The organism is Shewanella sp. 4_MG-2023 (assembly GCF_030548015.1).
Taxonomy (GTDB): Bacteria; Pseudomonadota; Gammaproteobacteria; order Enterobacterales; family Shewanellaceae; genus Shewanella.
This window is the reverse complement of record NZ_JAUORL010000009.1, coordinates 39,147-62,377: the sequence shown is the minus strand read 5'-3', so window position 1 is coordinate 62,377 and position 23,231 is coordinate 39,147. Positions and strand designations below refer to the sequence as shown.

At 42.9% G+C, this 23,231-nt stretch carries 22 protein-coding genes; 15 read left to right on the top strand and 7 right to left on the bottom strand.

What is annotated here, in order from left to right; genetic code table 11:
* Positions 1 to 50: 50 nt before the first annotated feature.
* Complete coding sequence (locus tag Q4546_RS06950) at positions 51 to 1,016, top strand: L,D-transpeptidase family protein (protein ID WP_102438432.1); 966 nt, start codon at positions 51 to 53, stop codon at positions 1,014 to 1,016.
* Positions 1,017 to 1,153: 137 nt separating this feature from the next.
* On the opposite strand, the gene Q4546_RS06945 is transcribed toward Q4546_RS06950, so the two are convergent.
* Positions 1,154 to 1,393, bottom strand: coding sequence for a hypothetical protein (locus Q4546_RS06945; protein ID WP_303445969.1), 240 nt, complete (start codon positions 1,391 to 1,393; stop codon positions 1,154 to 1,156).
* A gap of 64 nt (positions 1,394 to 1,457) precedes the next feature.
* Between Q4546_RS06945 and Q4546_RS06940 the strand changes: the two genes are divergently transcribed.
* A complete protein-coding gene (locus Q4546_RS06940) occupies positions 1,458 to 2,738 on the top strand; it encodes a pitrilysin family protein (RefSeq protein ID WP_303445968.1) in 1,281 nt (426 codons plus the stop codon).
* Entirely contained in the window at positions 2,735 to 4,348 is a 1,614-nt protein-coding gene (locus tag Q4546_RS06935; RefSeq protein ID WP_303445967.1) for a pitrilysin family protein, read from the top strand. Before Q4546_RS06940 ends, Q4546_RS06935 begins: the two co-directional genes overlap by 4 nt.
* A 70-nt stretch (positions 4,349 to 4,418) precedes the next feature.
* Here the strand turns inward: Q4546_RS06935 and Q4546_RS06930 are convergent, their stop codons facing one another.
* Positions 4,419 to 4,844 carry a GFA family protein gene (locus tag Q4546_RS06930; protein ID WP_303445966.1) on the bottom strand — a complete coding sequence of 142 codons (426 nt, stop codon included), beginning with the start codon at positions 4,842 to 4,844 and terminating at the stop codon, positions 4,419 to 4,421.
* 128 nt (positions 4,845 to 4,972) lie between these two features.
* Positions 4,973 to 6,367 (bottom strand): ammonia-forming nitrite reductase cytochrome c552 subunit, encoded by a 1,395-nt coding sequence (gene nrfA, locus Q4546_RS06925; RefSeq protein ID WP_303445965.1) that lies wholly within the window; start codon positions 6,365 to 6,367, stop codon positions 4,973 to 4,975.
* A 249-nt stretch (positions 6,368 to 6,616) separates the two neighbouring features.
* Between nrfA and narQ the strand changes: the two genes are divergently transcribed.
* Both narQ and Q4546_RS06915 read left to right on the top strand, forming a co-directional pair.
* A complete protein-coding gene (gene narQ, locus Q4546_RS06920; RefSeq protein WP_303412005.1) occupies positions 6,617 to 8,353 on the top strand; it encodes a nitrate/nitrite two-component system sensor histidine kinase NarQ in 1,737 nt (578 codons plus the stop codon).
* The gene (locus Q4546_RS06915) at positions 8,346 to 8,975 is read left to right on the top strand and encodes a response regulator (RefSeq protein ID WP_102438422.1); all 630 of its coding nucleotides are present in this window, start codon (positions 8,346 to 8,348) and stop codon (positions 8,973 to 8,975) included. Before narQ ends, Q4546_RS06915 begins: the two co-directional genes overlap by 8 nt.
* Positions 8,976 to 9,112: 137 nt before the next feature.
* Here Q4546_RS06915 and Q4546_RS06910 read toward each other — a convergent pair whose 3' ends face one another.
* Positions 9,113 to 9,484, bottom strand: coding sequence for a YacL family protein (locus Q4546_RS06910; protein WP_102438420.1), 372 nt, complete (start codon positions 9,482 to 9,484; stop codon positions 9,113 to 9,115).
* 257 nt (positions 9,485 to 9,741) lie between these two features.
* Between Q4546_RS06910 and Q4546_RS06905 the strand changes: the two genes are divergently transcribed.
* Complete coding sequence (locus Q4546_RS06905; protein WP_102476908.1) at positions 9,742 to 10,710, top strand: zinc transporter ZntB; 969 nt, start codon at positions 9,742 to 9,744, stop codon at positions 10,708 to 10,710.
* A 55-nt stretch (positions 10,711 to 10,765) separates the two neighbouring features.
* Here the strand turns inward: Q4546_RS06905 and fkpA are convergent, their stop codons facing one another.
* Complete coding sequence (fkpA, locus tag Q4546_RS06900) at positions 10,766 to 11,518, bottom strand: FKBP-type peptidyl-prolyl cis-trans isomerase (RefSeq protein ID WP_303445964.1); 753 nt, start codon at positions 11,516 to 11,518, stop codon at positions 10,766 to 10,768.
* Positions 11,519 to 11,668: 150 nt separating this feature from the next.
* Between fkpA and Q4546_RS06895 the strand changes: the two genes are divergently transcribed.
* From Q4546_RS06895 to pepN, 6 genes are all read left to right on the top strand, one after another.
* Complete coding sequence (locus Q4546_RS06895; RefSeq protein ID WP_102438414.1) at positions 11,669 to 12,634, top strand: WD40 repeat domain-containing protein; 966 nt, start codon at positions 11,669 to 11,671, stop codon at positions 12,632 to 12,634.
* A gap of 21 nt (positions 12,635 to 12,655) precedes the next feature.
* Positions 12,656 to 12,868 (top strand): SlyX family protein, encoded by a 213-nt coding sequence (locus Q4546_RS06890; protein ID WP_076540726.1) that lies wholly within the window; start codon positions 12,656 to 12,658, stop codon positions 12,866 to 12,868.
* Positions 12,869 to 13,002: 134 nt separating this feature from the next.
* Positions 13,003 to 13,539 (top strand): peptide deformylase, encoded by a 537-nt coding sequence (gene def / locus Q4546_RS06885; RefSeq protein ID WP_303445963.1) that lies wholly within the window; start codon positions 13,003 to 13,005, stop codon positions 13,537 to 13,539.
* Positions 13,539 to 14,906: a COG3014 family protein gene (locus Q4546_RS06880; protein ID WP_102438410.1), complete on the top strand. Its 1,368-nt coding sequence runs from the start codon at positions 13,539 to 13,541 to the stop codon at positions 14,904 to 14,906. The genes def and Q4546_RS06880 overlap by 1 nt, the downstream gene beginning before the upstream one ends.
* Before the next feature lie 68 nt (positions 14,907 to 14,974).
* On the top strand, positions 14,975 to 15,568 hold the full coding sequence (lpoB, locus tag Q4546_RS06875; protein ID WP_175609517.1) for a penicillin-binding protein activator LpoB: 594 nt from the start codon (positions 14,975 to 14,977) through the stop codon (positions 15,566 to 15,568).
* A 97-nt stretch (positions 15,569 to 15,665) separates the two neighbouring features.
* Positions 15,666 to 18,299: an aminopeptidase N gene (gene pepN, locus Q4546_RS06870; RefSeq protein WP_102532007.1), complete on the top strand. Its 2,634-nt coding sequence runs from the start codon at positions 15,666 to 15,668 to the stop codon at positions 18,297 to 18,299.
* Positions 18,300 to 18,352: 53 nt separating this feature from the next.
* Here the strand turns inward: pepN and Q4546_RS06865 are convergent, their stop codons facing one another.
* Positions 18,353 to 19,675 carry an endonuclease/exonuclease/phosphatase family protein gene (locus Q4546_RS06865; RefSeq protein WP_303445962.1) on the bottom strand — a complete coding sequence of 441 codons (1,323 nt, stop codon included), beginning with the start codon at positions 19,673 to 19,675 and terminating at the stop codon, positions 18,353 to 18,355.
* Positions 19,676 to 19,887: 212 nt separating this feature from the next.
* Between Q4546_RS06865 and Q4546_RS06860 the strand changes: the two genes are divergently transcribed.
* The 3 genes from Q4546_RS06860 to Q4546_RS06850 all read left to right on the top strand — a co-directional run bounded on the left by Q4546_RS06860 (position 19,888) and on the right by Q4546_RS06850 (position 22,700).
* The gene (locus Q4546_RS06860; RefSeq protein ID WP_303445961.1) at positions 19,888 to 21,264 is read left to right on the top strand and encodes a DUF4397 domain-containing protein; all 1,377 of its coding nucleotides are present in this window, start codon (positions 19,888 to 19,890) and stop codon (positions 21,262 to 21,264) included.
* 180 nt (positions 21,265 to 21,444) lie between these two features.
* Positions 21,445 to 22,008 (top strand): CIA30 family protein, encoded by a 564-nt coding sequence (locus Q4546_RS06855; RefSeq protein ID WP_102519184.1) that lies wholly within the window; start codon positions 21,445 to 21,447, stop codon positions 22,006 to 22,008.
* Positions 22,009 to 22,100: 92 nt separating this feature from the next.
* On the top strand, positions 22,101 to 22,700 hold the full coding sequence (locus Q4546_RS06850; protein WP_303445960.1) for an HAD family hydrolase: 600 nt from the start codon (positions 22,101 to 22,103) through the stop codon (positions 22,698 to 22,700).
* Positions 22,701 to 22,859: 159 nt separating this feature from the next.
* Here the strand turns inward: Q4546_RS06850 and Q4546_RS06845 are convergent, their stop codons facing one another.
* A complete protein-coding gene (locus Q4546_RS06845; RefSeq protein WP_303445959.1) occupies positions 22,860 to 23,225 on the bottom strand; it encodes a DUF2750 domain-containing protein in 366 nt (121 codons plus the stop codon).
* Positions 23,226 to 23,231 lie beyond the last annotated feature (6 nt).

Here is a 23,231-nt window from a genome sequence, read left to right as displayed (position 1 = left end):
ACTCACCAAAGCCATTGTGATCATCACTCACATAGGAAAACATCCACCTTATGATTAAGTCTTTTTGCGCCAAATTGATTGTTGTTTCTACCATGCTGTTTAGCGTCCAAGTGGTGGCGGTAGAATATGCTTTACCCGCTAAAGACAGTCGTTTAATTGGTGAAAATCAATATTATGTTGTACCTGAAGGTAAATTAACCCTAGAAGCCATTGCAGATCAGTTCCAACTCGGACTGAGCAATATGCTTGAAGCCAACCCAGGCGTTGACCCATACTTACCTAAACCAGGTAGCACCTTAGTGATCCCCCATCAGTTGATCCTACCGGATGCACCGCGTAAAGGCATCGTGATTAACAGTGCTGAAATGCGCCTATATCACTATAAAAAAGGCACCAATATTGTTGAAGTACTCCCAATTGGTATTGGTCAAGTAGGCCGTGACACCCCTGAAAATTGGGTGACTCAGGTTTACCGTAAGCGGGCTAACCCAACCTGGACTCCCACTAAGCGTACCCGCGAAATTTATGCAGCCAGAGGCGAGACCCTTCCCGATGTGTGGCCAGCAGGTCCAGATAACCCAATGGGGTTGTTTGCCTTATATGTAGGTAATTTATTTGCGATACATGGCACGAATGCCTCTTTCGGTATTGGCCTGCGCGTCAGTCAAGGCTGCGTCAGGTTACGTGAAGATGATATTGAGCATCTATTTAACACAGTGCCAGTTGGCACCCGAGTGCAATTTGTTAATCAACCGATTAAAGCCACGGTTGAGCCCGATGGTAATCGTTATTTAGAAGTGCATCAGCCATTATCTGAGACCCAAGAGCAATTTGATTCATCTGAGCCACTTCCATTGACCTTAAATAAAAAAATTACTGCTGTTGTAGCTAATGCTGACACTGACTCATTTGTACTAAAACGCTTACTAGAGCAGCGCACCGGTATACCTACTCGAATTAACAGCATGCAACAGGCAAAAAACCAAGACATGGTTAACCCTGTCGATTCAGAATAGCCGCTCAATAGCCAGCAGCGAATAACAATAAGTCATTTTGTTAAACACCTATATTCAAGCACTTACCATATGAATATTTCATTGATAAGTGCTTGAGCTCTTTATCAATACTCAGTAACCTAAATCAAGGGTTCACTTTATACACTGGGTAATAGATTGAAAGCCATCACTGCCATTTCTGCTTTACTATCAGTAACCTTGCTATCAATAACCTTGAGTGGCTTCATCAGCCCAGCTATTGCCAGTTCCCCCACATCACTATCTACATCACTATCTACATCACTATCTACATCACTATCTACATCACTATCTACATCTACATCTACATCAGCGTCATTGACCGAATCAAGATCAATAGCCCAGCAGTGTGACCTCACTGACGGTATAACTAAGCTTCAAATACTTGAACAGCAGATCGCCCTCAGTGAACTGGATAATGGTTTGATTATTCGCCAAGTGAATTTACCCAGTCTCAATACGGTGGCCATTGCCTCGCAATTTAATGTGGGCTCCCGTAATGAGCAAACAGGGCAAACGGGTTATGCGCATTTATTTGAGCATTTACTGTTTAAAGGCAGTAAAAATGCCCCCGATGAAAGCTACCCACAACAAATGAGCGCCCTTGGAGCACGTTTTAACGCCAGTACCCACTTCGACTACACCAATTATTATGTCACTATTCCAGCTCAAGCCTTAGAGCAGAGCCTGTTTTTAGAGTCCGACAGATTTATTCAACCGCAACTGTCAGAAACCACGGTCAAAAATCAGCAAGGCGCGGTGTTAGAAGAAATGGCCACCAGCATTGATAACCAACCCTACATTCGAAAGGCAATGGAGTTTCTATTATCGCAAGTCAAAGGCAGCCAATATGGTCATGCCATCATTGGCAGTAAGCAAGATGTTCAAGGCGCTAGCGCAGCTGAACTCATGGCATTTCATCAGCGCTATTACCGCCCAGATGCCATGCAAATATCCTTGGTTGGCCAACTCAATGACCGAAGTGCTGACTGGCTAACAAAGTACTTTGGCCACTGGCAAGCTCCCACTCATCCGCAAGATAAATTTAGCAAAATCGATCTAGGTACAAAGACTAACGCTATCCACGCTGAAATCATCGATACTCGCGGTCCATGGCCTGCATTACTGCTGGCTTGGCATACGGTAGGAAGACAAGGTAGCGACTTTGAGGCAATTTCATTACTGCAAAGCTACCTGTTTCAAAATATCGCTAATGCATTAACCCAGGCAAGCCTTGCCAACCCGCCCCATATGCTCAGTTACTCGGTGCCGTTAACCATGGAAAATCACGGCGTCACCAATCTGGTATTAGTGCCCAGAGCCAACACGTCATTAGATGAACTTAATCAATTAGTTCGCGACATTCTAAGTAAAGTTGCCAGCCAAGGTATTGAGCCTAATGTATTGTGCCAGCTTAAAAGTATTGCCCTTAATGACGCTCTGATTAACTTTACTGATAGCCAACAATTGGCTATTCATTTATCAAATACCGCCAGTCGAGATAAATACTTACCCCTGACTCAGCCATGGCAGCGTATAAACCAAGTCAGTAGCGATGACATTAAAGCGGTCACCCAGCAGTACTTTATCGGCCAACAGGTTCGCCTTGATTTACTGCCGCCCTGGTACATTCGCTGGGGGAAAACCTTACTTGAATGGTTACCCCAAGGAATGACTGAATCATTAGAAGAGTGGGCATTATGAAAAAATTCCATTCAACCCGCTGGGCAAAATTGGTCGGCTTATTTATCTTTATCTGCTCACAACAGGGTTGTCAGCATGCACCTATCAGCTTCACTCCTGCACAGCCGCCCAATTTAGCTAACTATGACGATTTACCCGTATTCGGTAGTGAAAAAACACAATTGCAATTAAGCGTAATACCCTCGCCGCAAACCATGTCATTGACTGCAAATAGTTTTTTACATCAATGGTCATCAACAGCAGCCCCCTTTGCCCAGCAAGGACATCAGCTATACTTAGTCGGCATATCAACTCAGACTGCCATTGCTAACCCCGATATTATTATCGCAGCCTTCAAACAACGGCAAAAACACATGGCCAATACTCAAGTGCTAACCGCCGTGCAAGCAGCCTGTTATGACAGCATGCGCTTTAGGGCCAGCCTGCACAGTATCGGCATCAGTATTAATTGTATGGCAACCACAAAGCTTAAATCGGCACTACTGTGGCAGTTTTGGGATAACCAAGCGGTGAATGAGGTCAATATTGCCACTATCAAACGCAATCTTAAATTGAATAAGCACATAGGCGCTTTCACTGGTAGCGAAATAGATCTCGCCTTTAGAAAGCAATTACTGGGCAGCCAACACCCTTACAACCAAAACATCAATAATAACGCTGTGATTGATGAGTTAACCCATTCCAGCTTATCTGCATTGCACACTGAGCTGCGACAACAGCTGCAGTGGCACTTGTTTGCGCCACAATTTAGCCCGCAATTAACCAATACAAAAGCGCAAACCTTAAAAGCAAATACCGTAAAAACGAATAGCTTAAAAACGAATAGCTCAAAGACTCAAATAGCTCAGCACGTCACATCGCTGCCGAGTTGGCTATTAACAGAAAAGCCAGATTCAAGTCATTCAGCTTTCGATTCAAGCGCTCAAACAAGTGCTAAAGCAAGCACTATAAATTCAAGCACAGTTGAAACCAGCACTGCAAAGGATAAAATCCTTTATATCATTGATGCGCCAGACACTGTGCAGACCCAAGTCAGAATTGGACTCGTCACAGCTACAGCTGATGCGACAGTGCAAGATGCCAATACTTGTCAGATGATTGCCGCGCTATTAGGTAGAGGTTATTCAGGGCGGTTATTTTATGATTTACGTGAAGTGCGCGGCTTAAGCTATGGGGTTTATGGCCGCTGCGTCAATGCGCCATTGAGTCAATATATGTATTTTTATGGCAGCAGCGCGTTAGAAAACGCTGGCGCTTTTATAAAAGGAATCTTGGATCATTTAAGCCTTATCACTGAGCAAACGGCCTCTCAAAATGAAATCAATGCCACTGTGACCTACTTACAGGGTAAGCAACAACTTAGCCTTGATAGACCCTTTGGCAAAGAAAGCCTCTACATCCGTCAATTATTAAGCGGCCAAACCACGGCTGAATTTAGCCAAGGGATGAAGCAACTTCAACAACTGACTCCGATGCAATTATTGCAACAGGCCAACACCTTGAGCCTAACCACGCCTATCGTAGTGCTGCGCGGTGATGCCGACAAAATCAGCGCAGACCTACAGCAAAAACTGCCCACATGGGAGCTTAGGCAGTTAGAGCCTGATTAACTGTATTTGAAGCGAAAATTAGCCGTATTTGAAGCAACAATGAACAGCAGCTGAAGTCGATCAAAATCAATCAACTGCTTCTTTCATATTGATAACGCTGACAATCGTCGACAATATTAAGCCAGCTAACCTGATTTTGAGTATAAATGTGGTAATTGGGTTTCACTGAACTTGGCTTATCAAGGGATGCGATGGTTAAAGTGTAATAATCAGGATCGCGGCGGTCTCGATAACTCATAGTACAGCCACACTGAGCGCAAAAGCCCCTTAGTATATGCTCAGAAGAGGCATATTCAGTCACTGCGCCAGCGATCCAGCTTATCTGCTCAAACTTAAAGTCCATCCAAGCTTGAAACACCGCACCTGATGACTTTTGACACTGCACACAATGGCAATAATCTGCATCAAACGGCGCGGCACTGACTTGATAGCGGATCGCGCCGCACAAACAGCCACCCGTTAGCATCACAGCCTGTTCAGTTGATTTATCATCCATATAAACATCCTGTTGTTAATCCTGTAAACCTTAATTAAAGCACAAATTTATGCCAATAAAAAAGCCCTCACAAGAGGGCTTTTACAAGACATAATGACCTAAGCTCTAGTGCTAAGTTCTAGTGCTAATTAATAAGTCGCTTCGCGCTTTTCAGCTTCAGCATCCCACTGTGGCACAAGATCTTTTAAGAACTTTTGCTTATCAGCATTCATTTTGTCCATATCCATGCCAAGTGCTTCCTGTGCTTTCTCTTTAGTAGAGATATCAGGGATAGCGATAGGCATTTTAACGCCTTTAGCAGCAAGTAATTGAGCCAGCTTGATACGTGCATCAGCGGCTTTATCAACAGCGCCACCTAAAATACGTAATGCTTCAGCTGGAGCATGTGCAGCAACACCGTGAGATGCAGTTGCAAAGTCCCAACGCCACTGGCTGTGACGGATATCCATTAGGATAGGCTTCATTTCAGCTTCAGTTGCACCAGCGTCCCATGCAGCACCCGCTTCGAAGTGAGCGTGTACAAGTTGAGTTTCAGCTCTTAGCTTGATTTCTGTAACACTTTTTTGATTAGCATGTGTTACTTCCATCATGAACTCTTTAGTCTTGCCTTTATGACAAGTTGCACAAGTTTCTTCGAAACGATCAAATGGGTTACCCACTTTATGATCGGTAAACTTACCTTTACCATTTGCTTTAGCAACACGTGGCATGTGACAGTCAGTACAACTTACGTTGTTCTTACCGTGCATACCTAACTGCCAAGTTTCATAACCTGGATGTTGTGCTTTGAGCATCGGGGTTTTAGACACAGCATGAGTCCAATCAGAGAAGTTGATGGCATCGTAGTACACTTCCATTTCTTCAACTGTTGTACCGTTATCCCAAGGGAATTTTACGAAACCTTTACGGTCTGCTGTTTTCTCGAAGTAGTACTCAACGTGACATTGACCACAAACCATAGATTGCTTGTCTTTACGAGAAGCTTTATCAAATGGCTTATCAATTGCTACTAGAGCGCGATCAACATATGGACGAGAAATACGTAGTTTTGGTGAACCTTTTTCATGACAATCGCCACAGCCAAGACTGTTAACGATTTCAGGACCGCCTTTAGCCCATTTACCTTTGAAGTAACCGTCTTCGCCTTGCTCTTCGATCATGCGAGGTACATCAGGGCTTTTACAGCTCCAACATGCCATAGGCATTGGGCCGTCATCAGGTCCTGTTGGTGCGCCAGTACGTAATGTATTACGTAAGTCAGTCACGGTATAATGGTGACCACGTGCTTTATTGTAATCCTTAGCAAAGCCGTAACCTGCCCATAACACAACAAGGTTTGGATCTTGAGCTAACACATCAACAATTTCATCACTTTCTGAGGTAGCATGCCAAGTTTCATATTGAAGCTTGTACTTATCTTTATATACTTCATTTCTAGGTTCTGTTTTATCACTAGCCATTGCACTAGTCATCATAAAACTGCTTGCTAATAATGCACTTAGTGCAACAATCTTTCCTTTCATCTTCATCACCGTTCATCTCCGTGTTACATTTTATATTTGAATAATCACGACATCTCTATTGGCAAACTTATACATTTAAGGTTCAATTAAGAATACCCCTTAATGAGTATTAAGCAATAAGCTTGCGCTAGATCAAAGTGTTAATATGTTGTATGTCACATATTTGCTATTCTGTTAACATAATGACAAGACTCTCAATGAAAAAATTGAGTGCTTTGTGTTCAATAATATACTTAAGTTGGGTAACTCATGGCGCAGCGAGGCAGTCTCACATCAACAATATTAAGACTAATGTTAGTACTAATATTTATTTCTTCCAGCCTAGCTGTGTACTCAATTATTAATCTTTCATTTAGTATTGGCGATGCCCGAGCCATTAATGCCTCTGGTTCATTAAGAATGCAAAGTTACCGCTTAAAGTTATTTTTAGAGCGAGAACCACAGTTATTGAATGAAAAAATAAATCAGTTTGAAGAAACCCTAGACTCTGAAGCACTACAGCGCTCCAATGCTTGGTATAGCCCGAAAGAACTTTCAGACCAATATTTATTGGTCATTGATAAATGGCAACAAATGCGTTATTTCATTGAAAATAATGAAAAACCACTCTATACCGCTGCCCTAAAAGACTTTGTTGATACTATTGATTTACTGGTTCTAGAAATGGAGCGGTTTGCGGCATTTAAGCTCAGAGCATTAGTTATAAGCCAAATAATCGGTTTATTTTTAATGCTAATAGTGGCAAGTTTTGCGACCCGCTATACCCGCAAAAAGATGGTGCAACCGATACTGCAATTAATGGATGTGGCCAATTCAATATCTAAAGGAAAATTTAACGTTGAGGTGCCAGCCACAGACTATATAGAGCTGCACTCATTAGGGGTCGCTTTCAAAAAGACCGCCGCCGAGCTTGATAGGCTATATCAAGACTTAGAAGGCCAAGTAAATGAAAAAACCACTGCCTTAACTCGCGCCAATAATGAGTTGAGTTTTTTATATGACAACTTAATTATGCTTCATGCTGACAGACTGGATTACAAAGCATTGGGCTTAGCATTAAACCAGCTGCAGCAATTTGAAAGTCTTGATTTTTTACGCCTTGTTATCGAACATGATGACCATTCAATCGATACCATTGAGGCTGATACAGGCTGGCCATCACCTGAACATATCCTAAATAAAGAAAGCAAACTAATCCCTGTTAAGTTTGACCTTAAACTGGAAAATAAAACCTTAGGTTATCTGGAAGTTATTTCTCTAAAGCCGATCAATAACATGTTATTTGTCAATTTCGCTATGATGCTAACCCGCTCTATTGTGATCCATAATGCCACCGAAGAGCGCCAGCAATTAGCTTTAATGGAAGAGCGCGCCGTGATTGCCAGAGAGCTACACGACTCTCTAGGTCAGCTATTATCATATTTAAAAATTCAGGTGAGTTTATTAGGAAAACAAATTCAACCAGCACATAAAACTGAGAAAGTAGCATCACAATTAGCTGATATTAATGAAGGTGTTAGCGTAGCATACGGTCAATTACGAGAACTATTATCCACCTTCCGCTTAACCATTAAAGAGCCTAATTTAAACCAAGCCATTGAAGTCATGATTAGTGAGTTACGTAAGCAATCTGGCATTAACATTGAGCTTAAATATAGCCTTTCGCAGCACCTATTTGCCTCAAGCCAGCATATTCATGTGCTACATTTAATGCGTGAAGCAACCATTAATGCCATAAAACATGCCAAGCCAAATAAAATAGTTATTGATTGTTTTTTAGCAGACTCTGGTATGATACAAATCAACATAAAAGATGACGGCATTGGTGTCTCTCACTTAAAAGAGCGGGATCAACATTTTGGCATCGGCATCATGCATGAGCGTGCAACTAAATTGCACGGCACGGTAAAGTTTGACAATAATCCGCAGGGCGGCACAACTGTTTCCCTCGTATTTCCACCCCAGCAGGAGCCTTTAAATGGGTAAACCTTATTCTGTACTCGTAGTTGATGACCACCCTCTACTTCGGCGTGGCATCTGTCAGTTAATAACCTCAGATAGCGATTTTAAACTATTTGGTGAAGCCGGAACGGGGTTAGATGCATTAACCGCAATAGGTGAAGACGAACCTGATATTATTTTGCTCGACCTTAATATGAAAGGCATGTCAGGCTTAGATACCTTAAATGCTATGCGTCAAGAAGGAGTCACTGCTCGTATTGTGATCTTGACCGTGTCTGATGCTAAACAAGATGTGGTGCGGCTATTACGCGCTGGCGCTGACGGCTATTTACTTAAAGATACTGAGCCAGATTTATTATTAGAGCAGCTTAAAAAAGCCATGCTTGGCCATCGCGTTATTAGTGATGAGGTCGAAGAATACATTTATGAGCTGAAAAATGCTGATAATGATGAAACTTGGATAGCCTCGTTAACCCCACGTGAATTGCAAATTCTCAAAGAGCTTGCCGAAGGTAAAAGCAACCGCGTGGTCGCTGAAGATTTACATATCAGTGAAGGTACGGTAAAAGTTCACGTGAAAAACTTATTACGTAAAGCCAATGCTAAATCAAGAACTGAAATGGCGGTAAGATACTTAAACCACTAACTTCAGTCGCAGCTACTTGTGCCCATTGAAAGTGTTTAGGCCATAAAAAATGGATGACAGCCACTGGCTATCATCCATTTTTATCTCTAAAGCAATAATAAACAGCTATAAGGTCAAGATGCCTGACGAAACATCAACTAGGCTCTGGCGATAAACTCAACCCAACTCTTTAAGGCACTTTCAAAGTCTTCTAAACCACAAAAGGCTTCTGACTCTGCATCATACATATTCATTGACTCTTCCAAGTCAAAGTCTTCATCAAAATCAATGGCATTGGTATAAATCCGCACCTGCTCACTGTCAATCGCGATAGACAAATCGTTACTTTGCCACGACCAGCCTGCTTTTTTGCTGGCCCTAATTTGTTCAATTTGCTGCAAAATATCGTGGCATTGGGATTTATCAGTACCAAGTTGCTCAGCAAAAAATCGTCCGAGTATCGCATGCTCCATACTGAATTCTGCAAACACGGTGCCGTCTAGACTATTACGGCGAAATTCATATTCCATGGTAAAGCTCAATTAAATAAGGCATTAAGTCTATTTTAACTGATATTGATGCAAACTGCTTAATTACAGCCAGTAAATAATTAAAAATACCCCGAATGGTATTTAAACTTACAGCATCTAAAATGCCTTAATAAGGCATTAGCAAGTAGGTTAAATAGTTAGCGGTATATTTAATGCTAAGTGATAGGATAGGCATTACCAACAAGATAAATCCGCTTTTAAACCATACACCATACCGCCTAGGTATAAGGAATCATATGGAATCAGGTTTTATATATTGCTTATTGTTATCAGGTCCTAATGCTGGTCAAAGTTTAACACCTGAGCAAGTTAACCAATGGCAGCCTGCAGATGGTTTATTGTGGCTACATCTGCGTTATAGCGCAGCCGATGCCATAGCGTGGATTAACAACGCCCAATTACCCGCCACTGAAACAGACACCCTACTGGCAGAGCACACTCGCCCAAGGGCTCTTAGCACTGCAGATGGTATATTAATGGCTTTACGCGGAGTTAACCTTAACCCCAATTCAGCGCCAGAAGACATGGTGTCGATGCGCGTTTTCGCCCAGCCACAGCGGATAATCTCTACCTGTGAACGGCCACTACAATCGGTAAAAGATATTGCTCAACAGATAATAAGCTCACCTGGTTCTATTGATTCTAGTGCTGATTTTCTTATCTCTTTATGTGAACGTTTAACCCACAGAAAAGTAGAACTAATCCATAATCTTGAAGATGAACTAGATAATCTTGATGAGCAGGTGTCTGAGCATAACAGCCAAACTTTACGCTCCGATATTGCTGAGCTGCGTAAGCAAACGGTTATTTTACGGCGATACTTTTCGCCCCAACGGGATGCTTTTTCGCGGCTACTTAATGACAGCCACTTGCTCTTTAATACTGAGCATAAGCTTCGCATTAGAGAAATTAATGAAGTGCTCATTCGGGTCATTGAGGATTTAGATGCGGTGCGTGATAGAGCCAGCGTCACTCAAGAGCAGCTGCAATCAGTGCAATCTGAGCAGCTTAATAAACGGCTTTATTTTCTGTCACTGATCTCAGCAATATTTTTACCATTGGGCTTTTTAACGGGCTTGCTTGGGGTCAATATTGGCGGCATACCTGGTACTGATAGCCATTTAGCGTTCAGCTTATTTTGTGCAGGACTGTTTGCCATTATTGCGCTGCAAATGTGGCTATTTTATCGCTTTAAATGGTTGTAGTGATTTTCAGACAATAAAAAAGGACGCTTGGCGTCCTTTTTTATTATTCGAAAAATTACTGTGCAGCTGGTGCCGCTTGTGCTTTTTCGATAGACAGCAATTCAACTTCAAATACTAAGGTTGAATTAGCTGGGATAGTACCAGTATCACGTTCGCCGTAAGCAAGTTCTGATGGGATAACGAACTTGTACTTAGCACCAACAGGCATTAATTGAACACCTTCAGTCCAACCAGGAATAACGCGGTTTAGTGGGAACTTAGCTGGCTCACCACGGCTGTATGAGCTATCAAACTCAGTACCGTCAATCAAAGTACCTTTATAGTGTACTTCAACCGTGTCTTCAGCAACTGGAGTGTCACCTGTACCCGCTTCAAGTACTTCGTACTGTAAACCAGATTCTGTGGTTACTACGCCTTCTTTAGCTTTGTTGGTTTCAAGGAACTTTTTACCTTCTTCAACCGCTTTGCTGGCTAATAATGCAGCTTGCTCAGTACGCTTTTCGTTTAATTTAGTGTCTAAACCTTGAAGAACCACTTGCATCTCTTCTTCAGTTAACTCTAGCGTATCAGCTAAACCATCGCTAAAACCTTGGATAACTAAAGTTCTATCAACTGCAAACCCTAACTCTTCTTGTTCAGTAATATGACCCGCCATGTAACGGCCAATAGAACCACCAACACTGTAAGCTTCTTTTTGTGCATCCGTTGTTAATTCAACTTTTTTAGCAACAACTTCTTGCTCTTGATTACACGCAGTTAGACCAACTACAGCCAATGCAACTAACGATAATTTGTAAATAGATTTCATTAAAGCTTCCTCAGCACTCTTGAGCGGTTACAATAACCTTTAAATGTAAAATTTGTATATATTTGGCCACTTTATACTAATTAAAGTGTTTTTAGCAATGGCCGTAAGTCATATCAACGCCAATGAGACAACATTTATGGGAGTAAGTTCATGGTTAGGATCATAATGCTGATATTTTGCATTTGCTTACTCATAGGTTGTCATCCCTCTGCCACACACGTCTTTAGCGTCACTGATGATGCCAGTTACAGCGCCAGCTTATCTGAAGATGGCCAATATGCACTTGTTAGTACAGCAAGTAATGGGATTTTATGGTGGGATCTCAAGGCTAACCAGCTAAAATACCATTGGCAGCATGGCAATAGTGCTAGCGAAAGCGATAATAGCGTCTTTGATACAGCGATCTCTGCCAATGCGCATTATGCCGCGACATTATCTAATAGCTCATTAGTGATTTGGAATATCCAAAGTGGTAAATCCATTGGCTGGTGGTCCTTGCCCGCATCAGCACAATCGGTGGCGATTGCTAATAATGCCCAAACCCTAGTGGGATTAATTGATGGCTCAGTAATGTCATTGGCACCAGAAAAAAATCTGATTAAATTTTTGGGCCATAATGAGCGCGTTTCAAGCGTGTCAATTTCCGCTGATGGCCAGCGGGCACTAACAGGCTCCAATGATGGCTCTGTTATCTTGTGGCAAGCACAAACAGGCCAACCGATTCAGCAATGGCAACTTGAGTCACGCCTTAGTAAAGTACAATTGAATCAGCGCGGCAGCTTGAGTTTTGTCAGTGATATTAAAGGTCATGCCTATATCTATCACAATGACACTGGCGCACAGCAATCGCAATTGGCCATAAACCGACGCCAAATGACCTTTAGTAGTGCCAGGTTTATTCATCAAGATAAACAGCTAATAACAGGCTCACCTTCCAAAGAAATTATATTATGGGATACAAAAACTGGTAAAAAACAAACAACAAGGCAAATTCAGCTGACGAAAAACAGCCAAAATAGAGGTGCCGTTGTATACTCTATTGCAAGTGATGAAAATCAAAACATCATCAGTATCAGTAATCAAGGTTTAGTAGAAACATGGGGCAACTTAAAATAGTGCCATGTTTGGAGAAGATTAATGCAAGATGTACATCAAAAAATTGATGATTTAGAAATGAAAGTCGCTTTTCAAGAAGCAACCATTGAAGATCTCAATCAAGAAGTGATTAAATTAAATGACCTTGTTGCGTTTCAGCAACATCAATTGTCATTAATCGTCAATAAACTACAAGCGATTGAACCCAGTAATATGGCTTCTCAAGCAGATGAAACACCACCGCCACATTATTAATCTATGCTATATAAGCCATGATGAGCTAAGCCGCTATGAGCTAGCTTTTAGATAACGTGGTCGCTTTATTATTAACATTAAAGAGTCAAGAATTCGCTTGATGTTATCAAGCTGAATTTTCAGTAAGGGATTATATGCTAGAAAGTAACATTCTAACGATTGCTAAAACCGGTGCCGCTATTTTAACTCACCAAACTCAGCCCGTTGTTACTTTTGATCAAGCTCTGGTTCAGCTAACCGACGATATGATGGCTACTATGTTGGCAGCCAATGGAGTCGGGATCGCTGCGCCACAAGTGTTTAGTAATAAAGCGGTATTTATTATGCATTCAAGGCCAAATGCGCGCTATCCCTCAATACCCACAAGCCAAGCAACCATAGTTATCAACCCACAAATAATTAGCAGTTCGTTAGAGGTGGAAGCGGCTACAGAGGGATGCTTATCAATCGATAACCAGCGTGTTAGCGTCTATCGGCATAAACACATTAACGTGGAATACCAAACCTTAATCGGTAAGTGGGTAACACAACAGTTGAGCGGCTTTGATGCCCGCATTTTTCAACATGAATTTGATCATTTACAAGGTATTACTTTGCTAGAAAGGATAAATATGCCAGATCAGCAACAGGCCTTCGACCAAGAAAAATCACGGTTGCAGGACGTATGCTAATGAAAGCACTGAGCAGTATTTTCCTATTGCCAATCCTGTTATCAGGCTGCGCTTATAATAGTGTGCTGATTAACTACCCTTCGCAAATTGCGCCGATTAAACAGCAACTCAGTGGCCCAACACCCAGCGCCAAACTTAATGAGTTGGCCGGTGAAATTGATACCAATGATGGCCTACTTTACGCCCAAGAAGCTGGCCGAGTAGCGCAAATATCGGGTGATTTTGATGCCAGTAAAAATTATTACCAACAAGCCATCAAAGCCTATCAAGCCTTTGATGACAGAGCCGTTATTAGCGCCTCAGACTTAACCGCCACCGCCAGTAGCCTAGTATTAAACGACAATGCCATTCCATATCGCGGCCCAGGCTATGAGCGCATTATGGTGCATCAATACCAAGCCTTTAACTATTTATTTGCCGGCGATCCCCAAGGGGCGTTAATTGAAGTGCGCCGCAGTAATGAGCTGCAAAGCAGTGAGCAGGCGCGCTACCAAAAATCGCAAAAATCAGTGCAAGCCATGGCTAATGGCACCATTGATAGCGAATTAAATAAATTAGGCTCAGCGGCTGGCACTGTCACCAGCTCCTTTTTAAATGCCTACAGCTATTACACCACCGGCTTACTACATGAGTTATTGGGCGAGCCCAATGATGCCTATATTGATTACCGTAAAGCCGCTCAAATAAGCCCGAATAATAAATACCTCCAACAAGATTTAGTCAGGTTAGCCAAGCAACTTTCAATGCCGCAATATGATGAATTCAAACGCCGTTGGGGAGATGCCATTTTACCTAAACAAGGCCAAGGTCAGGTGGTGATGGTGGTTGAACGTGGCTTTGTCCCCGAAAAACAAAGCCTGACCGTGCCGTTTACAATTCATGGCAACTGGCAAACGGTGTCATTAGCCACTTACCAGCCCTATAACCAAGTGATCCCGCCCTCAATCATTCAAGGTTTTGGCACAGTGCTAAAAGCTGAGCCCATTGCCAATATCGATGCCTTAGCCATTAATGCCTTAAAAGAAGATTTACCCGGCGCATTGGTTCGACAAGCCGCGCGGGTCTATACTAAATCAGAGTTTACTCGCAGCGTCGAAAGTGGCAGTAAACGCCGTAATAATGAAGCCGATGCCGCCGCCATATTAATGCAAATTTTCAATGTAGTAACAGAGCAAGCCGACAGAAGAAGTTGGCTAACGCTGCCAAGGCAAGCGCAAATAGCGCGCCAATATATTGAGCCAGGCGCCTATCAAGTCAGCCTAGGTAACAGCCCAGCTGCGACCATTAATGTTCACGCTAATCGGGCCACCTTAATTTGGGTAATAGAAACTGGCAATCAAACCCGTTTTTATTCAATAATAATTTAATACGACTCCTATTTAACGCGACTTTTTAAAAACAACAACTTTACCTTTTATCTAACATGGAACTTACTATGAAACATTTTAAACTGATTTTTGTTTTAGCTGCGGTTATTGGGCTATCAGCGTGTCAATCTAAGGTTGAGTATGGCGATGCCACAGAAGTAGAAACCGTGAATGAAAACTTCGGTTCAACGGATCTACAAGTCATTGCCGCCAAAATGGTCGACAGCATGTTAACCTTCCCACCAGTGATCGTAATGACCCAAAACGATCGCCCAATTATTTTCGTTGATAAAATTAAAAATAAAACCTCAGAGCACATCGACACTGAATCAGTCACTGACACCATCAGTAACAAGCTATTACGCTCAGGTAAGTTCCGCTTTATTGACATGACCAAAGTCGATTCAGTGCGCAAGCAGCTTGATTACCAAAACAATGCTGGCATGGTCGACCCATCAACTGCGATTAAGTTTGGCCGCCAAGTGGGCGCGCAATACATGCTATACGGCAATCTTTCTAGCATAGTAAAACAAGATGGCAGCACTAAAGATGTTTACTATAAAATGACCATGCGTCTTATGGACCTTGAAACAGGCTTAATTGAATGGTCTGATGAAAAAGAAATCCGTAAAGTAAAATCGAAGTCTTTCTTAGGCATGTAAGCCTATTCGATTTACAATCATAAGCCGACGTCACGTCGGCTTTTTTATAGCAAAAATAACAATAATAAAAACATCAAATTAGGTTAGGGAAGAATTTGTGAACTCGTTTAAGTCTGCGCTTATTGCACTGGTCTGCTCCAGTTTATTTGCCTGTAATGCCACCGCGCCCAATATCAAACCCCGAGATGGCAGCGCGAACATCACTCAGGGCCAAGCTAAAGCTCGCTCAAATGTGGTGTCAGAGGTAGATTACCAACTCAGTTTTACCCTCACTGGTGAAACCCGTTTTGAGGCCATTAGCAAAATAGATTTTAGCCTTGCAAGCACAGCGGAAGCATTAACCATCGACTTAAACCAAGCCAATATCAGCAAATTATTGATTAATGGCAAAAGCCTTTACCCTAACTACAATGGCGCATACCTCACCATTAACCCGCTGCTTTTATCAAGTGGCAAAAACACCATTGAAATAAGCTACAGCCGCGAGCACAGTACCAATGGCGAGGGCTTGCATCGCTTTGAAGACCCCGTTGATGGCAAGGTATATTTGTATTCCCATTTTGAACCCGCTGCTGCCCAGCAAATGTTTGCCGTGTTTGACCAACCCGATTTAAAAGCCAGCTTTCAAATTACTGTTGAAGCGCCGCCAAGCTGGCAGGTGATAAGCACCATGGCTGAAACCCATATTGAAGATCTTGGCGACAGCAAAATTTGGACTTTCCCAGCGACGCCAAAACTGAGCCCTTATAACTTCTCAATGCATGCTGGGCCTTATCATGTGTGGCAAGATAACTCAGGCAAATACCCCATGCGTTTATTTGCCCGCCAATCTGTGGCTGAGCAAGTTAACTATCAAGATTGGTTTACTTACACCAAGCAAGGCCTCAGCTTCTTCGATGATTACTTTGGTATTGACTACCCTTTTAAAAAGTACGACCAATTATTAGTGCCTGATTTTCTCTATGGCGCGATGGAGAATGCTGGCGCCATTACCTACTCAGAAAGCCGCTTTATGGTAAAAGACACCATGACCGCCGCCCAAAGGCAGCGGTTAGCTGGGGTTATCATGCATGAAATGGCGCACCAGTGGTTTGGCAATTTAGTGACCATGAAATGGTGGAATGGCTTATGGCTTAACGAAAGCTTTGCCTCCTTTATGGGCACCTTGGCCACCAGCGAAGCCACCGAATTTAACCACGCTTGGCGCAGCTTTTACGCCAGTGGCAAGCTAAAGGCGTATCAGCAAGATAGCCTAGTGACCACTCACCCCATCGAAGTTCCTGTGGCCAGTAGCAATAATGCCTTTGATAATATTGATGCTATTACCTATTCAAAAGGCGCGTCGGTGTTAATGCAATTACGCCATTTACTGGGCGCTGAGACATTCCAACAAGGTGTGCAGCAATACCTTAAAACATACAGTTATCAAAATGCCCAGTTAGCGGATTTTATTAATAGCCTTGCCAAAGCCAGTAATCGCGACTTAAGCCAGTGGACACAAGAGTGGCTGTACCAAGCTGGGGTTAACACCTTAACAGCCCAATACCAATGTAAAGACCATCGCATCAGCAAGTTTTCATTGCTACAAAGCGCCCCAAGTGAAGACTTTGCCACCCTGCGAGAACAAAAAGTACAAGTGGCATTATTTAGAGCAGCGCGGCATTTTATTCACCATAGCACCACGGTAGCGGTCACTTATAAAGGCGCCATTACCGAGGTACCTGAACTTGTAGGCGAGTATTGCCCAGACTTGGTTTACCCAAATTTTGATGATTGGGGCTTTGTAAAGGTTGAGTTAGATCAGCGCTCGTTTAACACGGTAAAGCAGCAGTTAGCTAAGGTCAGTGACCCATTACTGCGGTCAATGTTATGGCAAAGCATGTGGGACAGTGTTAGCGATGGCCACACCTCATTAAAGCAGTTTATTAATGTCGCCTTAGTTAATGCCCCATTAGAAAAAGACTACACCATTTTAGGCCAAGTCATTGGCTACTTAACAGAGGTGCAAAAAAACCTTCATAGCATGGCGCCTAACCATAAATCTTATGCCACTAAAGTCAGCAAAGCGCTAACACAAATGAGTTTACGCATGACCATGGAGCACCACGACGATGCTGATTTTCAGCGCCGTTGGTTTGATGCTTATATTAGCTTAGCCAGCGACAATGCCGCCCTTGGGCACTTAGCCGATATCTTGGCTGGCATTGCGCCGATTAAAGGGTTAACTATCAGTCAGGATTTACGCTGGAAAATAATCATTCAATTAAATCGCTATGATTACCCTAATAGCGCGGCGTTGCTGGCAAACGAAAAACAACAAGATAACAGCGACAGTGGCCAAAAATCTGCCATTGCCGCAGAAGTGTCTCGCCCTCAAGCTAGCCTTAAACGTCAATGGCTACACAAGATACAAGATGACAGCCGACTGCCCTTTGCCAAAGCCCGTATCGCCATGGATCATCTTTACCCAAGCGAACAAAAATTACTGAGCGCCGCTACTGCGGAGCAGCGTTTAGATACGCTAAGTGAGATTGATAAAAAAGGCCCGGTATTTATGCGCGCTTACAACCGAGCATTAATCCCCATGGACTGCACCAATGCCAATATTGAAGCTTTATCTGAAGTGTTAAATACCCAAACGGGATTATCGAAAATGACTCGGCGGGCACTGTTAGAAGCCCGCCAACAGGAACAAACCTGTGTCAGCATGAGTGAGGCCTTAGCAAGATAATAAGCGAGCGCTAGCTTTTTGAACTCGCGCTAGCTTTTTGAACTCACGTTAGCCTAGCGCCTAACCCTAAAGGTCATCATAATAGGCGCGTGATCAGTACTATCACTGTCACGTTCATATTCTGGCCTAACTAAGTGTCTATCATAGGTTTGATAGGCGCTGACCTCAGCTAAGTTTCTTGGATGCGAGGCATCAAACTCACAACTTGCCAAGATATAATCTAAAACCGAGCCGGTATTGCCATAATAATGGGTTGCTGGCCTATCATGCTGATGTAAATCAGGCGCTGGCGCATCATCAATATCGCTAGTCGATTCATCTGCATTAACACTAGATTCATATTCATCTTGGGCTAAGGTGGCATTGAGCTTTTGCCCTGCTTGAAACAATTCATAACTATCAAATAAGCTAAAGCGTTCAAACTCAGCTTTAAGATTAACGTCATTCAATACTTTAAGGTTTGGATCGATAATATCGCTTCTAAACACGCGTTTACTGTTAGCCCTAAAAGCCTCCAGCGCAGTGCTTTGAATAGAATCGTTAAAATCACCCATTAATAACACCGGCAGCTGATTAGCCTGGCGGCGTTTAGCAATTTCATAAAATAATAACGCCGCTTCACTGCCCCGCTGCATATTCGATGCCCACGTACCAAGGGCTTGTCTGGCCATAATATCAGCGCCGCCAGTCATGCCAGTATCGGCTAAGGTGTCAATACCCATGCCACTGCGTTTAGACTTTAAATGCACCACATAACACTCACACTCACCAAAGTGAGGTATGTTTACCCTTGCCAGTAACGGTTGGCGGCTAAAGCTAAAATCACTGGCAATGCCCATCAGTGGCAGCAGTGAATCATCAACGCTAATTAAGGCGGTTTCGGTGATCGGAAACTTAGAGGCCAGCGCCACCACTGGGCTTTGATAAACATAGTCACTGACTAAGGTGGGTTCATCTAATACTGCAAAATAGTCATAGCCTAAAGTAAGCAATAACGCTTTTAAAGCATCGGGGCTAAAGACTTCTTGAAAGCCAATAATGTCAGGTTGCTGCTCAGTGACATAGTCAGTTAACCAGCGACACTTTTTTTGCCATTGCTGATGAGAATAGATGTTTTCAAAATCATAATAAGCCGCAGGCGGCTCGATGAAGTTGAATAAATTAAACGAGGCCACCCGAAACTGGCGCTCAGTTTTTTGTTCAATTTTAGCGGCAACGCTAGGAGCAATTTCAGGTTCGACTTTAGATTTGATTTCAGCAGCGACATCTGCCGCTATTGGCAGTAACAGATCATTATTTTGATCCTTTTGCAGATCTTTTTCTAGACTATTTTTAAGAGCTTTATTCAGAGTATTTTGACGGCTTTTTAAACTCACACGCGACACCTTACAACACCGATTAAGACTACAGATTATCCCCTATTCACCCCTATGTCGATGTTTGTCATACCGACTAAAAATCACCCTATTAGAATCTCTAAAACCAACAATTGTGTTTAAAGATTAAATAAAAACATGATCCTAAATTAGCAAGTGCCGTATTACCCATCGACATGACAATACGACAAAATGAATTTGAGGATATAAAGATGAAACGGAAATACTCCCTTGGTCTGTGCTTTTCACTAATCGCCCTAACCGCTTGTTCAGATGATGACGATGACAAAATTGTTATTGAAGAAACCCCCAATATTGAATATGCCCAAGTACGCGTTATTCACGCATCAAGCGATGCGCCTATGGTTAATGTCACTGCCGATGGCGCTCAGTTATTAGCCGATGTCGATTACGCCGTTTCAAGTGGTTTGTTAGAAGTTGAAGCCTCAACCTACGCCATTACCGTAGATGCAAAGCTTGCAGATGGCACCACTACAACGGTATTGTCAGCCGACTTAGCCGCCGCTGCTGATATGGAATATACCGCCGTTGCTTTAGGTAACGTCAGCGATGAAAACTTGATGCTCAAATTGGTTGCCAATGAAAAAGCCGACATCACCGCAGACAATGCCCGAGTGCAAGTATTACATGCTGCTCCTGATGTGGGTTTAGTGGATATTTACGTCACCGAGCCAATGGCAGACATCGCCATGATGGAGCCAACCTTATCGGCCAATTACATGGATAACAGTGATCAGCTTGAAGTGCCGACCGCTGATTATCAAATTCGAATTACCCCAAATGGTGACAAAACCGTGGTGTTTGATTCAGGCACTGTCAATTTAGCCGCAGGTAATGATTACTTCATTTCGGCAATCCCAAATGAATGGTCAGGAGACTCACCTGTCGCGCTGTTAGTGGCATTACCAGATGCACAAGTACTTTTAAATGATGTGAGCAGTGGTAGCGACATCCGTGTAGTCCATGCCGTAGCAGACGCACCTGCTGTTGATGTGTTTCTTGATGGCAGCATGACTCCCGCCATTGACATGCTATCGTTTGGTCAATTTGCAGGTTACGTCAACATCCCAGAAGGCATGCACACAGTCACTGTGGCAGCTGATGCTGATAACTCAGTTGAAGTGATTAAAGATGCCGAAGTCGATTTAATGCTAGGTGCCAGCTACTCAGTGCTCGCTGTCGGCTCTTTATCTAACAACGACATTAGCCCTTGGGCCTTTGCCGAGCACACTCGCCGCATTGCAACTGAAGCTAGATTAAACGTCATCCACGCTTCGTACTCAGCTGGTAATGTCGATGTTTACCTCACCCCTACAGCCGACATCAGTGCATCAGAGCCTGCGCTAACAGATGTACCATTTAAAGCAGCGTCAGGTAGTTTAAGTGTTGCCCCAGGTGATTACACCGTAAGCGTCACTGTAACAGGTACTAAAACTGTTGCCATTGGTCCACTGCCAGTGAGCTTAGCTGCAAATGGGCTATACAGCGTTGCTGCAGTGGATGCAGAAAATGACACTTCTATGTTTTCAGTTATTCTAATGGATGACTTTGTTGCCGAAGAAGAGTAACAACCAATTCAATACTGATATCTACCCAGTATGAGTATTGATTAAACACGATTTACCCGTCCCTGCGTTACCTTTTGCGACTTATCCCTCACCCAGATAAGTCGCTTTTTTTACTAAAATCATCAATCAAAACCATAACTCAACTTAAATGCCAGCTAAACAACCTTGAGGCACAGCATTATGCTAAAGTTATTTCCGCTTTATATTGTCACTTTGGTGTTATTTCATTTACTCAGCATAAAGGCTTTCGCCATGGAAATTCAGTTTGATAACCCCAATCATGTCAAAGAGGGCAGAATAAGTAATGACACGGTAATGGGCGGATTATCGGCAAGTCAGCTTGACTCTCAACAAGGCCAAAATGCCGTATTTAGCGGTAATGTCTCGCTAGATAATAATGGCGGCTTTGCCTCGATAGAGTTTCAATTACGTCAAACAGCCCCTTATAGTGACCGTATTACCCTTAGGGTCTTTGGTGACGGTAAACGCTATCAATTACGCCTAAAAACCGCCAAACTGAGTTTTGGTGAAGCCTATGCCGCCGACTTTGATACGCAAGCGGGGCAATGGAGTGAACACACATTTACCGTGACAGATTTTCTGCCACGTTTTCGGGGTAGAAATATCAGCGCGCCAGCGTTAAAATTTGCTGATATCAGCCGTATTGGGTTACTGATCGCCGCCAAACAGCAAGGCCCATTTAGTATTACCTTAGATACGCTTATATTTGATAGCCACATATAAGCTCAAGCTAAGCACAAGCTGAGTAGAATCAGAGCGTGAGCGCGAACGGCTATCGCACCTCATCACCCTATTTTTGACTGCAAGGATTAGCAATGAAAAGTTTGGCCGGCATTAAAGGGGTCATTTTTGATTTAGATGGCACCTTGGTTGAATCAGCACTGGATTTTAGCCAAATAAAAAAGGAATTAGGTTGCCCATGCGATGTTGACCTACTGGGTTTTGTCGCCGATATTACCCATCCGCCTTTGCGAGATAGAGCCAACCAAATTATCTTGGCCCATGAAACACAAGATGCCACGAATGCCAAACCCTTGCCGCATATGCATGAATTACTCAGCAGCATTGAACAGTTAAGTTTGCCCAGCGCCATTGTTACCCGCAACAGTAAAGCGGCCACGGCCACCAAGCTTAGGCAAAATAATATCAATCTCGAACTGGTATTAACCCGCGAATGTTATCCCGCCAAACCCGCCCCAGATGCACTGCTGGCCATCGCCACCACTTGGGATTTAGACCCTGCGTCACTGATTTATGTGGGCGATTATTTATATGATATTCAAGCGGCGAAAAATGCAGGGATGAAGTCGGTGTTTATCAACCACAATAAGCAGCCTGATTATCAATCTCAGGCTGATTTTATTGTGAATGATTTACGACAATTACAACACGCGATTTTGGCGTCTAATAGCTAGTTAACTCGCTACTTTAGGGGCATGATTGGGATTGGTTTGTAACTTTTTTTGGACAAAAAGTGGGTTAGTAACGCCGCACTAAGCGGACTAAAATAGAGGGTTTAAATGCGTAGCAAAGCTAAACGTAACCCGCTGTTTTAGTTATATTTAAATGCCTCATTAACTGTTCACCAGGAACTTAGCAACTTCAATAGGTTCAACTTCTTTGCCGAACATATTTGCATCCCAGTTAGCACCGACTAAACAATCGTCTTTGTGCATACCATGAAGCCAATTATCTATAAATGAATCAAGAGTAATCATCTCAGGCTTATACTCTTTCCAATTATCTTTTGCACAACGTAATGCATATGCTTCATCAGACCAAAAGACATACACATCAATATCTTCATATTCGTTAGATGGGCATACTGCCCAACCACCTTCTGGGTGTTTAAGTCCCCAAACAGCGCCAAACTCAGATACTCGCTTTAAGAAACGTTGATAATTACTTTCAGTTGTTGCTACATCTTGAAATACATACACTCCTTA